The sequence below is a fragment of the Lelliottia sp. F153 genome (assembly GCF_002870005.1).
Taxonomy (GTDB): Bacteria; Pseudomonadota; Gammaproteobacteria; order Enterobacterales; family Enterobacteriaceae; genus Enterobacter; species Enterobacter nimipressuralis.
In genome coordinates, this window is record NZ_PKFT01000017.1 from 15,738 (window position 1) to 29,047 (window position 13,310).

General features: G+C 51.9%; 10 protein-coding genes and 1 pseudogene. 2 read left to right on the forward strand and 9 right to left on the reverse strand.

Annotated elements, in window-relative coordinates:
- Positions 1–32: 32 nt before the first annotated feature.
- Complete coding sequence (locus F153LOC_RS21265) at positions 33–338, forward strand: PTS sugar transporter subunit IIB (RefSeq protein WP_100778105.1); 306 nt, start codon at positions 33–35, stop codon at positions 336–338.
- Between the two features lie 3 nt (positions 339–341).
- A complete protein-coding gene (locus F153LOC_RS21270) occupies positions 342–659 on the forward strand; it encodes a PTS lactose/cellobiose transporter subunit IIA (protein WP_102105779.1) in 318 nt (105 codons plus the stop codon).
- A 115-nt stretch (positions 660–774) separates the two neighbouring features.
- Here the strand turns inward: F153LOC_RS21270 and rpoC are convergent, their stop codons facing one another.
- The 9 genes and pseudogenes from rpoC to tuf all read right to left on the reverse strand — a co-directional run.
- Complete coding sequence (rpoC, locus tag F153LOC_RS21275; RefSeq protein ID WP_100778107.1) at positions 775–4,998, reverse strand: DNA-directed RNA polymerase subunit beta'; 4,224 nt, start codon at positions 4,996–4,998, stop codon at positions 775–777.
- 77 nt (positions 4,999–5,075) lie between these two features.
- Entirely contained in the window at positions 5,076–9,104 is a 4,029-nt protein-coding gene (gene rpoB / locus F153LOC_RS21280; protein WP_102105780.1) for a DNA-directed RNA polymerase subunit beta, read from the reverse strand.
- A gap of 320 nt (positions 9,105–9,424) precedes the next feature.
- Positions 9,425–9,790 (reverse strand): 50S ribosomal protein L7/L12, encoded by a 366-nt coding sequence (gene rplL / locus F153LOC_RS21285; protein WP_095280280.1) that lies wholly within the window; start codon positions 9,788–9,790, stop codon positions 9,425–9,427.
- Positions 9,791–9,856: 66 nt separating this feature from the next.
- The gene (rplJ, locus tag F153LOC_RS21290) at positions 9,857–10,354 is read right to left on the reverse strand and encodes a 50S ribosomal protein L10 (protein ID WP_007704673.1); all 498 of its coding nucleotides are present in this window, start codon (positions 10,352–10,354) and stop codon (positions 9,857–9,859) included.
- Positions 10,355–10,645: 291 nt separating this feature from the next.
- Positions 10,646–11,350 carry a 50S ribosomal protein L1 gene (gene rplA / locus F153LOC_RS21300; protein WP_100778109.1) on the reverse strand — a complete coding sequence of 235 codons (705 nt, stop codon included), beginning with the start codon at positions 11,348–11,350 and terminating at the stop codon, positions 10,646–10,648.
- Between the two features lie 3 nt (positions 11,351–11,353).
- On the reverse strand, positions 11,354–11,782 hold the full coding sequence (gene rplK, locus F153LOC_RS21305; protein WP_004097640.1) for a 50S ribosomal protein L11: 429 nt from the start codon (positions 11,780–11,782) through the stop codon (positions 11,354–11,356).
- 156 nt (positions 11,783–11,938) lie between these two features.
- Positions 11,939–12,484 (reverse strand): transcription termination/antitermination protein NusG, encoded by a 546-nt coding sequence (nusG, locus tag F153LOC_RS21310; RefSeq protein WP_002438628.1) that lies wholly within the window; start codon positions 12,482–12,484, stop codon positions 11,939–11,941.
- A 1-nt stretch (position 12,485) separates the two neighbouring features.
- Entirely contained in the window at positions 12,486–12,869 is a 384-nt protein-coding gene (gene secE, locus F153LOC_RS21315; RefSeq protein ID WP_003862342.1) for a preprotein translocase subunit SecE, read from the reverse strand.
- Positions 12,870–13,098: 229 nt separating this feature from the next.
- Positions 13,099–13,310, reverse strand: a pseudogene (gene tuf / locus F153LOC_RS21320) (elongation factor Tu); the annotation flags it as partial.

Genomic DNA, 13,310 nt, shown 5'->3' on the forward strand with positions numbered 1-13,310 from the left:
TATCAATAAACACATGTACATCGAGGCTGACTATGAAGAACATCGTTTTATGCTGTGCGGCGGGTATGTCTACCAGCATGCTGGTTCAACGTATGAAAGACGCCGCAGATAAAAAAGGCGTTGAAGTAACCATTAAAGCCGTGCCGGTTGCTGAATTTAAAGACAATATTGCCACCGCCGACATCGTATTACTGGGGCCACAGGTTAAATACGAACTGGCAAAACTTCAGGCTCAGGCGGAACCGCTGGGCAAAAAGGTCGCGGTGATCGACATGATGGATTACGGCATGATGAAAGGCGATGCCGTGCTCGAAAAAGCACTCAAACTGTTGGAGTAAACCATGGAAGATTTAGAAACGACCATCATGGAGTTGCTGGTAAACGCCGGGGCGGCGCGCAGTGCGGCGTTGACCGCGCTGCAACTGGCACGTAAAGGTGACTTCGAGGGAGCGGAAAAAGCGATGGAAGAGTCGCGTGAATATGTGAAGCACGCGCATACCATCCAGACCCAGCTGATTGGCCTTGATGAAGGCACCGGCAAACTCCCGGTGAATCTGATTACCGTTCATTCGCAGGACCACCTGATGAACGCGATGGTGATTCAGGATCTGGCGGGAGACATGATTGAGCTTTATCGCCGCCTGCCGCTGCTGAACTGAAAAAATAGAGATATAAAAAAACCCGCCGAGGCGGGTTTTTTGTTGTCGATTGGCGCTAGCGCTTTTCCGACCTGGGTTTCGTTACCCGGCGATTTTCACCGCCGGGCATCAACGATTAATCGTTGTCAGAGCCGCCCAGACCTGCGTTCAGCAGTTCTGCCAGGCTTGCAGAAGCATCTTCCGCAGTTACCTGAGGTGCAGCTGGCAGTTCGCCCGCAGCACGACGACGCATACGATCCTGGTGGTAAGCATAACCGGTACCAGCCGGGATCAGACGACCCACGATAACGTTCTCTTTCAGACCGCGCAGTTCATCACGTTTACCCGCAACAGCCGCTTCGGTCAGGACACGCGTGGTCTCCTGGAAGGATGCTGCAGAGATGAAGGACTCGGTTGCCAGAGACGCTTTGGTGATACCCAGCAGGTCGCGGGAGTAGAGCGCCGCCACTTTGCCGTTCGCTTCCAGATCGCGGTTTGCAATCTTGACGCGGGAGTATTCCACCTGCTCGCCTTCCAGGAAGTCCGAGCTGCCAGCGCTATCGATGGTTGCTTTACGCAGCATCTGACGAACGATAACTTCGATGTGTTTATCGTTAATCTTAACGCCCTGCAGACGGTAAACGTCCTGTACTTCGTTGGTGATATAACGCGTTACCGCGTGAACACCACGAAGACGCAGAATGTCGTGCGGCGCTTCTGGACCATCGGAAACCACGTCACCACGTTCTACACGTTCGCCTTCGAACACGTTGAGCTGACGCCACTTAGGAATCATCTCTTCGTATGGCTCGCTACCGTCTAACGGAGTGATAACCAGACGACGTTTCCCTTTGGTCTCTTTACCGAAGGAAATGATGCCGCTGATTTCCGCAAGGATAGCTGGCTCTTTCGGACGACGTGCTTCGAACAGGTCAGCAACGCGTGGCAGACCACCGGTGATGTCCTTGGTACCGCCAGATTCCTGTGGAATACGCGCCAGGGTGTCACCACCGCTGATCTGTACGCCATCTTCCAGCTGGACAATCGCTTTACCTGGCAGGAAGTACTGAGCAGGCATATCGGTGCCTGGGATCAGAACGTCGTTACCGTTAGCATCAACGATTTTCAGTGCCGGACGCAGATCTTTACCACCCGCGGTACGTTCTGCAGAATCCAGAACCACCAGAGAGGAGAGACCGGTCAGTTCGTCGGTCTGACGAGTAATCGTCTGGCCATCGATCATATCGGTGAAGCGAATGAAGCCCGCCACTTCGGTGATTACCGGCATGGTGTGCGGATCCCAGTTTGCTACGGTCTCGCCGCCAGCAACCTGTTCGCCATCGCCTTTCGCCATCACAGCACCGTAAGGTACTTTGTAGCTCTCTTTGGTACGACCGAATTCGTCGATCAGCTTCAGCTCGGTGTTACGAGAGGTCACAACCAGCTTGCCAGCGGAGTTAACAACCGACTTGGCGTTAGACAGCTTGATGCTACCCTTGTTTTTCACCTGGATGCTGGATTCAGCAGCCGCACGAGATGCCGCACCACCGATGTGGAACGTACGCATCGTCAGCTGTGTACCCGGCTCACCGATGGACTGTGCCGCGATAACGCCGATTGCTTCACCTTTGTTGATGATGTGGCCACGCGCCAGGTCACGACCATAGCAGTGCGCACATACACCAAAGTCGGTGTCACAGGATACGACAGAACGCACTTTCACGGAGTCGACAGAGTTCTCTTCCAGCAGGTCACACCACTGTTCGTGCAGCAGAGTGTTGCGTGGAACCAGAATGTCTGCGGTACCTGGTTTCAGTACGTCTTCAGCAGTCACACGACCCAGAACGCGATCGCGCAGTGGCTCTTTAACATCACCACCCTCGATAACCGGGGTCATGGTGATACCTTCGAGGGTGCCACAATCGTCTTCAGTCACCACCAGATCCTGCGCAACGTCAACCAGACGACGCGTCAGATAACCGGAGTTTGCTGTTTTCAGTGCGGTATCCGCCAGACCTTTACGCGCACCGTGCGTGGAGATGAAGTACTGGAGTACGTTCAGACCTTCACGGAAGTTCGCGGTGATTGGCGTCTCGATGATGGAACCATCTGGTTTCGCCATCAGACCACGCATACCTGCCAGCTGACGAATCTGTGCTGCGGAACCACGCGCACCGGAGTCGGCCATCATGTAGATGCTGTTGAAGGAAACCTGCTGCTCTTCTTTACCTTCACGGTTAATGACGGTTTCAGTTTGCAGGTTGTCCATCATCGCTTTGGAAACGCGATCGTTCGCCGCAGCCCAAATATCGATAACTTTGTTGTAGCGTTCGCCCGCGGTAACCAGACCAGACTGGAACTGCTCCTGGATTTCGGCCACTTCAGCTTCGGCTTCGCTGATGATCTCGTATTTCTTCTGTGGGATCACCATGTCATCGATACCAACAGATGCACCTGAACGCGCTGCATAAGCAAAGCCGGTGTACATCGTCTGGTCAGCGAAGATAACGGTCGGTTTCAGACCCAAAATGCGGTAACAGGTGTTCAGCATTTTGGAGATCGCTTTCTTGCCCAGCGCCTGGTTGACGATGGAGAAAGGCAGACCTTTCGGCACGATCATCCACAGAATCGCACGACCAACAGTCGTATCGATCAGGCTGGTTTTCGCAACGAATTCGCCGCTCGCATCTTTTTCGTATTCAGTGATACGCACTTTAACGCGCGCATGCAGAGAGGCCAGGCCAGCGCGGTAAATACGCTCAGCTTCTTTAGGGCCAGTCAGCACCATGCCTTCGCCTTTGGCGTTAACACAGTCACGGGTCATGTAGTACAGACCCAGTACAACGTCCTGAGAAGGAACGATGATTGGCTCGCCGTTCGCAGGTGACAGGATGTTGTTGGTAGACATCATCAGCGCACGCGCTTCGAGCTGGGCCTCCAGCGTCAGCGGTACGTGAACAGCCATCTGGTCACCATCGAAGTCGGCGTTATATGCCGCACAAACCAGCGGGTGCAGCTGAATTGCTTTACCTTCGATCAGAACCGGTTCAAACGCCTGGATACCCAAACGGTGCAGAGTTGGTGCACGGTTCAGCAGTACCGGGTGTTCGCGGATAACTTCGTCCAGGATATCCCAAACGACAGCTTCTTCGCGCTCAACCATTTTCTTAGCGGCTTTGATGGTGGTGGCCAGGCCACGCAGTTCCAGCTTGCCGTAGATGAACGGTTTGAACAGTTCCAGTGCCATTTTCTTCGGCAGACCGCACTGATGCAGACGCAGGTATGGACCTACGGTGATTACAGAACGACCGGAGTAGTCAACACGCTTACCGAGCAGGTTCTGACGGAAACGACCCTGTTTACCTTTGATCATATCGGCCAAAGATTTCAGAGGACGTTTGTTAGAACCGGTGATCGCACGACCGCGACGACCGTTATCCAGCAGGGCGTCGACCGCTTCCTGCAGCATACGTTTTTCGTTGCGTACGATAATGTCAGGCGCAGCCAGATCCAACAGTCGTTTCAGACGGTTGTTACGGTTGATCACGCGACGATACAGATCGTTCAGGTCGGAAGTCGCGAAACGACCACCATCCAGCGGAACCAGCGGACGCAGATCTGGCGGCAGAACCGGCAGAACGGTCAGAATCATCCACTCTGGTTTGTTACCAGACTGAACGAACGCTTCCAGCAGCTTGATACGCTTGGTCAGCTTTTTACGCTTGGTTTCGGAGTTGGTTTCGTTCAGCTCTTCACGCAGCTGCTCGCACTCTTGCTCCAGATCCATGCTTTTCAGCAGGGCCTGAATAGCTTCCGCACCCATTTTCGCGTCGAATTCGTCACCGAACTCTTCAAGCGCGTCCAGATACTGTTCTTCGGTCAGAATCTGGTTACGTTCCAGATTCGTCATCCCGCCTTCGATAACAACATAAGATTCGAAGTACAGAACACGTTCGATATCGCGCAGCGGCATATCCAGCAGCAGACCGATACGGGACGGCAGAGATTTCAGGAACCAGATGTGAGCAGTCGGAGACGCAAGCTCGATGTGGCCCATGCGCTCACGGCGCACTTTAGTTTGGGTCACTTCAACGCCGCACTTCTCACAGATCACACCACGGTGTTTCAGGCGCTTGTACTTACCGCACAGGCACTCGTAATCTTTTACTGGCCCGAAAATACGCGCACAGAAAAGGCCGTCACGCTCAGGTTTGAACGTACGGTAGTTGATGGTTTCCGGCTTCTTAACTTCACCGAAAGACCATGAACGGATCATGTCTGGCGATGCCAGAGCAATTTTGATCGCATCAAACTCTTCGGTTTTAGTTTGCGCTTTCAGAAACTTTAATAAGTCTTTCACGGATTTGCTCCCGTCGGAGTTAGCACAATCTGGTGCCGGGTTATTAATCCGGCACCAGTGACCTGTTTGAGCGAGAGTTACTCGTCTTCCAGCTCGATGTTGATACCCAGGGAACGGATCTCTTTCAACAGTACGTTGAAGGATTCCGGCATGCCCGGTTCCATCTGATGGTTACCGTCGACGATGTTTTTATACATCTTCGTACGGCCGTTCACGTCATCAGACTTAACGGTAAGCATTTCCTGCAGGGTGTATGCCGCGCCATATGCTTCAAGCGCCCACACTTCCATCTCACCGAAGCGCTGACCACCGAACTGTGCCTTACCACCCAGCGGCTGCTGAGTAACCAGGCTGTAAGAACCGGTAGAACGCGCATGCATCTTGTCATCAACCAGGTGGTTCAGTTTCAGCATGTACATGTAGCCAACGGTAACCTGGCGCTCGAATTGCTCACCGGTACGACCGTCGAACAGTGTGATCTGACCAGAAGTCGGCAGGCCACCCAGCTGTAACAGTTCCTTGATTTCAGACTCTTTCGCACCATCGAAGACCGGTGTTGCGATCGGCATGCCTTTTTTCAGGTTCTCAGCCAGACGCAGAACTTCGTCATCGCTGAAGGTGTTCAGGTCAACTTTCTGACGAACATCAGTGCCCAGATCGTACGCACGCTGGATGAATTCGCGCAGTTTCGCGACTTCTTCCTGCTGCTTCAGCATGGCGTTGATTTTCTCGCCGATACCTTTCGCAGCCATACCCAAGTGAGTTTCAAGGATCTGACCAATGTTCATACGAGACGGTACACCCAGTGGGTTCAGCACGATATCTACCGGCGTACCGTTAGCATCGTGAGGCATATCTTCGATCGGGTTGATCTTGGAGATAACACCTTTGTTACCGTGACGACCTGCCATTTTATCACCAGGCTGAATCTGACGTTTAACGGCCAGATAAACCTTAACAATCTTCAGCACGCCTGGTGCCAGATCGTCGCCCTGAGTGATTTTGCGGCGTTTCGCTTCGAGTTTTTTCTCGAACTCGTGTTTCAGTTCGTCGTACTGCTCAGCCAGTTGTTCCAGCTGACTTTGTTTCTCTTCGTCGGCCAGGCCCAGTTCCAGCCAGCGGTCGCGAGGCAGTTTGTCGAGCTTCTCAGCTTCGATGCCACCGGAGACCAGCGCAGCATAGATACGACTAAACAGGCCAGCTTCGAGGATCTGCAGTTCTTCAGACAGGTCTTTTTTCGCCTGCTTCAGCTGCATCTCTTCGATTTCCAGCGCACGTTTGTCTTTTTCTACGCCATCGCGAGTAAAGACCTGAACGTCGATAACCGTACCGGAAACACCGTTTGGTACACGCAGAGAAGAGTCTTTAACGTCAGACGCTTTCTCACCGAAGATTGCACGCAGCAGTTTCTCTTCTGGCGTCAGCTGGGTTTCACCTTTCGGCGTTACCTTACCAACCAGAATGTCGCCGCCGGTCACTTCTGCACCGATGTAAACGATACCGGATTCATCAAGTTTAGAGAGCGCAGCTTCACCCACGTTCGGGATGTCAGCAGTGATCTCTTCTGGCCCCAGCTTGGTGTCACGGGACACACATGCCAGTTCCTGAATGTGAATCGTGGTGAAACGATCTTCCTGGACCACACGCTCGGAAACGAGGATGGAGTCTTCGAAGTTGTAACCGTTCCACGGCATAAACGCTACGCGCATGTTCTGACCGAGTGCCAGTTCACCGAGATCGGTAGACGGACCATCTGCCAGCACGTCGCCGCGCTCAACCGGCTCACCCAGAGACACACACGGCATCTGGTTGATGCAGGTGTTCTGGTTAGAACGGGTGTACTTCGTCAGGTTATAGATGTCGATGCCTGCTTCGCCCGGATACATCTCGTCTTCGTTAACTTTGATAACGATACGGGAAGCATCAACGTACTGAACAGTACCGCCACGTTTAGCAACTGCGGTTACACCGGAGTCAACGGCAACAGCACGTTCCATACCGGTACCAACCAGCGGCTTATCAGCGCGCAGAGTCGGAACCGCCTGACGTTGCATGTTTGCACCCATCAATGCACGGTTGGCGTCATCGTGTTCCAGGAATGGAATCAGGGACGCACCAACAGAAACGATCTGCTGCGTGGAAACGTCCATGTAGTCCACCTGATCATTGCTGAACAGGCTGGATTCGCCTTTGCTACGGCAGGTAACGAGATCGTCAACGAAACGACCTTCTTCGTCCAGGTTGGTGTTCGCCTGAGCGATGACGTAGTTACCTTCTTCGATAGCAGAAAGGTAATGAATTTCGTCGGTTACAACACCGTCAGTCACTTTACGGTACGGAGTCTCGAGGAAACCGTATTCGTTAGTCTGTGCGTACACGGACAGGGAGTTGATCAGACCGATGTTTGGACCTTCAGGCGTTTCGATTGGACATACGCGACCGTAGTGAGTCGGGTGTACGTCTCGAACTTCAAAGCCTGCACGTTCACGGGTCAGACCGCCTGGGCCGAGTGCAGAGATACGACGTTTGTGCGTAATCTCAGACAGTGGGTTGTTCTGGTCCATGAACTGAGACAGCTGGCTGGAACCAAAGAACTCTTTCACTGCGGCAGAAATTGGCTTGGCGTTGATCATATCCTGAGGCATCAGGGTATCCAGATCGCCCAGAGACAGACGCTCTTTCACCGCACGCTCAACACGTACCAGGCCAACACGGAATTGGTTTTCCGCCATTTCGCCTACGGAACGGATACGACGGTTGCCGAGGTGGTCGATATCATCCACTTCGCCTTTGCCGTTACGGATATCAATGAGCTTTTTCATCACTTCGATGATGTCTTCTTTGCTCAGGATACCGGAACCTTCGATCGCGTCACGCAGCAGAGAACGGTTGAACTTCATACGACCAACCGCGGACAGATCGTAGCGGTCTTCGGAGAAGAACAGGTTCTCAAACAGGCTTTCAGCCGCTTCACGCGTTGGTGGCTCACCAGGGCGCATCATGCGGTAGATTTCTACCAGCGCGCTCAGACGATCGTTAGTTGGGTCGACGCGTACAGTCTCAGAGATGTACGGACCGTGATCCAGATCGTTGGTGAACAGCGTTTCGATACGTTTGTGACCAGACTGGCTCAGCTTAGCCAGCAGATCCAGGCTCAGCTCCATGTTAGCCGGGCAGATCAGTTCGCCAGTTGAAGCATCAACGTAATCTTTTGCTGCCACTTTGCCCGCGATGTATTCAACCGGAACTTCGATGTGTTTGATTTCATCTTTTTCCAGCTGGCGAATATGGCGCGCAGTGATACGGCGACCTTTTTCCACGTACACTTTGCCGTCGGATTCGATGTCGAACGACGCGGTTTCGCCACGCAGACGTTCCGGCAGCAGCTCCATTTGCAGCTTGTTGTCGCGGATCTCAAAGATCACTTTCTCGAAGAACAGGTCAAGGATCTGCTCAGTGGTATAGCTCAACGCACGCAGAATGATGGTCGCTGGCAGTTTACGACGACGGTCGATACGGACAAACAGGTTGTCTTTCGGATCGAACTCGAAGTCCAGCCATGAACCACGGTAAGGAATGATGCGCGCGTTATACAGTACTTTACCGGAAGAGTGTGTTTTACCTTTATCGCTGTCGAAGAAGACACCCGGGCTACGATGCAGCTGGGAAACGATAACACGCTCTGTGCCGTTGATGACAAAAGTACCGTTGTCCGTCATGAGTGGAATTTCACCCATGTAGACTTCTTGTTCTTTAATGTCTTTAACGGTGCCTTCTGGCGCTTCGCGCTCATAGACAACCAGACGCAGTTTGACGCGCAGCGGTGCGGAATAGGTCACACCACGGATCTGACATTCCTGAACGTCAAATACCGGTTCGCCAAGGCGGTAGCTGACGTATTGCAGCTCAGAATTACCGCTATAGCTTTTGATTGGGAATACGGAACGGAAGGCTGCTTCCAGACCATACTGCCCTTCAGGATCTTGCTCGATAAACTTCTGGAACGAGTCAAGCTGGATAGAAAGGAGATAAGGTATATCCAGAACTTGTGGACGTTTACCAAAATCCTTACGAATACGTTTTTTCTCGGTATAGGAGTAAACCATTAGGGTTCCTCAGCTCGCTGACAAGTCGACCCATCTGTCCGACGAAGGGACAGTTTGTGCAACACCGTTTTGTTGATCGGAAAATTGAATACTTTCCGCAATACCTGTTGCTATCACGCTTAAACCATTTCGTTGCGATTTACACAGAGCGAGCACCCTGTCGCAGTATATTAAGGCGTCGATAGAAACAAGCATTGTCAGGACAACCAGCAGTCAAACAGTGTGAAATGCTGCTGGCGCCTTACAGCGCAAAAAGGCTGGTGACTAAAAAGTCACCAGCCATCAGCCTAATTTCTCAGGCTGCAACCGGAAGGGTTGGCTTATTTAACTTCAACTTCAGCGCCAGCTTCTTCCAGAGATTTTTTCAGTGCTTCTGCGTCATCTTTGCTCACGCCTTCTTTCAGAGCGGCTGGAGCAGATTCTACCAGGTCTTTAGCTTCTTTCAGACCCAGGCCAGTTGCGCTACGTACTGCTTTGATTACAGCAACTTTGTTAGCGCCAGCAGCTTTCAGAATTACGTCGAATTCAGTTTTTTCTTCAGCAGCTTCAGCCGGGCCAGCAGCTACAGCTACAGCAGCAGCAGCGGAAACACCGAATTTTTCTTCCATTGCAGAAATCAGTTCTACAACGTCCATTACGGACATAGCTGCAACTGCTTCAATGATTTGATCTTTAGTGATAGACATTTAAATTGTTCCTGAAAATCAGAATAAGTTTATACGTAAGCGAATGCTTGATAAAGAAAACGGCTATTAAGCAGCTTCTTTTGCATCGCGAACAGCAGCCAGAGTGCGAACCAGTTTGCCAGCCGAAGCTTCTTTCATGGTTGCCATCAGGCGTGCAATTGCTTCTTCGTAGGTCGGCAGGGTTGCCAGGCGATCGATTTGCGATGCCGGGATCAACTCACCTTCAAAGGCTGCGGCTTTGACCTCAAATTTTGCATTCGCTTTCGCGAAATCTTTGAACAGACGAGCAGCTGCGCCCGGGTGTTCCATAGAATATGCAATCAGGGTCGGACCAACGAACGCGTCTTTCAGGCACTCAAACTGAGTACCTTCAACAACACGGCGCAGCAGGGTGTTACGAACAACACGCATGTATACGCCGGCTTCGCGACCTGCTTTACGCAGTTCAGTCATTTTGTCTACAGTTACGCCGCGGGAATCCGCAACTACTGCAGACAGCGCGCCTTTGGCTACTTCGCTGACTTCAGCAACAATCGCTTGTTTGTCTTGAAGATTTAAAGCCATTAGCTTTGCTCCTGGATGTTTGCCGGAACTCATGTTCCGGAACTCACTTCACTCTTCCCAACGGAAAGAGCGTCTTAATACGGTGAGCAGAAACAAGCCAGAGTATCAGAAATAATCTTAGCGTTCTGTCACCGTCTACGCAGGGCATTAAGCCTCTTTCGAGACACCTGCGGTCTTCGACGGAGGCCTGGATTAGGCCAGGCTCCAACGAACAAATCTTTTTACCTGCTAACTTTCGTTAGCAAACGTGGGGGTAAGATTGTAGACAAATCCACCGCCCACGTAAAGGTATTAGTTTGCAGCAGCGCTCAGGCCAGCCTGGTCAACTGCAACACCTGCACCCATAGTGGTGGAGATGCTAATTTTCTTGATGTACACGCCTTTCGCCTGAGTTGGTTTTGCTTTTTTCAGCGCAACCAGCAGAGATTCCAGGTTTTCTTTCAATTTGTCAGCGTCGAAGTCCACTTTACCGATGGTAGTGTGGATGATGCCGTTTTTGTCGTTACGATAACGAACCTGACCCGCTTTAGCGTTCTTAACCGCTTCAGCAACGTTAGGAGTTACAGTACCAACTTTAGGGTTTGGCATCAGGCCGCGTGGACCCAGAACCTGGCCCAGCTGGCCAACAACGCGCATTGCATCCGGGGAAGCAATAACAACGTCAAAGTTCATTTCGCCTTTTTTGATCTGATCAGCCAGATCTTCCATACCTACCAGTTCAGCGCCAGCAGCTTTAGCAGCTTCAGCGTTTGCACCCTGAGCAAATACAGCTACGCGTACGGAACGGCCAGTACCGTGTGGCAGTACAGTTGCGCCACGAACGTTCTGATCAGATTTACGAGCGTCGATACCGAGGTTTACAGCAACGTCAACGCTTTCAACGAACTTAGCGGTAGCCAGTTCTTTCAGCAGAGCGATAGCTTCGGTGATGTCGTATTGTTTGGTCGCATCAACTTTGTCACGGATCACGGACATGCGCTTGGTCAGTTTAGCCATTTCTTAGTCCTCCACTACCAGGCCCATGGAACGTGCAGTACCTTCAATGGAGCGAGTCATCGCTTCAATGTCGGAACCAGTCATGTCGGCAGCTTTGGTCTGCGCGATTTCCTGCAGCTGAGCGCGGGAAATTTTACCAACTTTATCTTTGTTCGGCTTACCGGAACCAGACTTGATACCAGCCGCTTTTTTCAGCAGTACTGCTGCCGGCGGGGTCTTGGTAACGAAAGTGAAAGAACGGTCAGCGTATACGGTGATAACAACCGGAATTGGCAAACCTTTTTCAAGGGATTCAGTTTTTGCGTTGAACGCTTTACAGAATTCCATGATGTTAACACCCTGCTGACCCAGAGCTGGACCAACTGGTGGACTTGGGTTAGCCATACCAGCTGCAACCTGCAGCTTGACATAGGCTTGTACTTTCTTAGCCATTCTAAAATCCTCTAAATGGGTTATAGCGCCTCAAGGAGGCTCCCCGTGATAAATATCGTTTTACGGGTCGGAACCCATAAAAACAAAAGGCGCGAAATTGTATTCCAATCTCGCGCCCTGTGCAACGATTTAATCGCCGCTTTTTTGATCGGCTGCTTAGGCTTTTTCTACCTGGGCAAAGTCCAGTTCTACCGGGGTCGCACGACCGAAGATAGAAACAGAAACTTTCAGACGGGACTTCTCGTAGTCCACTTCTTCAACCACGCCATTAAAGTCAGCAAACGGACCGTCGCTAACACGAACCATTTCACCCGGTTCAAACAGCGTTTTCGGACGCGGCTTATCACCAACCTGCTGCAGGCGGTTCATAATCGCATCAACTTCTTTGTCGCTGATTGGCGCCGGACGATCGGACGTGCCGCCGATAAAGCCCATTACGCGCGGGACGCTGCGCACCAGGTGCCAGCTTGCATCGTTCATCACCATCTGAACCAGCACGTAACCCGGGAAGAATTTGCGCTCGCTTTTGCGACGCTGGCCACCACGGATCTCGACCACTTCTTCGGTCGGAACCATGACTTCACCAAACAACTCTTCCATATTGTGTAATTTGATATGCTCACGCAGCGAAGTGGCTACGCGGCCTTCAAAACCGGAGAACGCCTGAACGACGTACCAGCGCTTTTTAGGGGCTTCAGACATCTTAGAACCTCAGGCCAGTGATAAAGGAAACCAGGCGAACCAGAATACCATCCAGTCCCCACAGAATCAGTGACATAACTGCTGTCACTGCTGCCACAATCAGCGTGGTGTGCAATGTTTCCTGGCGAGTCGGCCAAATGACCTTGCGAACTTCGGTTCGCGCTTCGCGGGCAAAAGCAACGGTCGCTTTACCTTTTGTCGTCAACAGCGCGACACCACCCGCTGCAGCAATAAGAATTACTACGGCCAGCGCACGCAACGGCAGCATCATGTCACGATAGAGGTAGTTGCCAACAATAGCCACAATCAGCAGCACGGCCACAACTACCCACTTCATCGCTTCCAGGCCGCGACCGCTCCCTTGAGCTTCGGTATTCGCACTCATAAACCAACCTGTCAGAAGTATTCTACAAACAATTTCACCCCGCGAGAGCGAGGCGATCCAACCCGAAAAAACCAATCGCTTTTCGGACTAAACGCCCTCTACAGAGCCTGTCTCAGCAATGATTATGACAAAAAAAATCACTGATGAGCCAGGTTCTGGTTCGAAAGCGTGCAAAAAGGGCATCAAATGATGCCCTTTTATTGCGCATTGCGTCAAATGTTATCAGCGATTAGCCGAGAACTTTAGCAACAACGCCTGCACCAACAGTACGGCCGCCTTCACGGATTGCGAAACGCAGACCGTCATCCATCGCGATTGGGTGGATCAGGGTAACAACCATTTTGATGTTGTCGCCTGGCATTACCATCTCAACGCCTTCTGGCAGTTCGATGGTACCGGTCACGTCAGTTGTACGGAAGTAGAACTGTGGACGGTAGCCCT

Excerpts from the sequence above, each read along its gene's own strand:
- F153LOC_RS21265 (WP_100778105.1), top strand. The coding sequence starts at position 33 with ATGAAGAACATCGTTTTATGCTGTGCGGCGGGTATGTCTACCAGCATG.
- F153LOC_RS21270 (WP_102105779.1), top strand. The coding sequence starts at position 342 with ATGGAAGATTTAGAAACGACCATCATGGAGTTGCTGGTAAACGCCGGG.
- rpoB (WP_102105780.1), bottom strand. The coding sequence starts at position 9,104 with ATGGTTTACTCCTATACCGAGAAAAAACGTATTCGTAAGGATTTTGGT.
- rplL (WP_095280280.1), bottom strand. The coding sequence starts at position 9,790 with ATGTCTATCACTAAAGATCAAATCATTGAAGCAGTTGCAGCTATGTCC.
- rplJ (WP_007704673.1), bottom strand. The coding sequence starts at position 10,354 with ATGGCTTTAAATCTTCAAGACAAACAAGCGATTGTTGCTGAAGTCAGC.
- rplA (WP_100778109.1), bottom strand. The coding sequence starts at position 11,350 with ATGGCTAAACTGACCAAGCGCATGTCCGTGATCCGTGACAAAGTTGAT.
- rplK (WP_004097640.1), bottom strand. The coding sequence starts at position 11,782 with ATGGCTAAGAAAGTACAAGCCTATGTCAAGCTGCAGGTTGCAGCTGGT.
- nusG (WP_002438628.1), bottom strand. The coding sequence starts at position 12,484 with ATGTCTGAAGCCCCTAAAAAGCGCTGGTACGTCGTTCAGGCGTTCTCC.
- secE (WP_003862342.1), bottom strand. The coding sequence starts at position 12,869 with ATGAGTGCGAATACCGAAGCTCAAGGGAGCGGTCGCGGCCTGGAAGCG.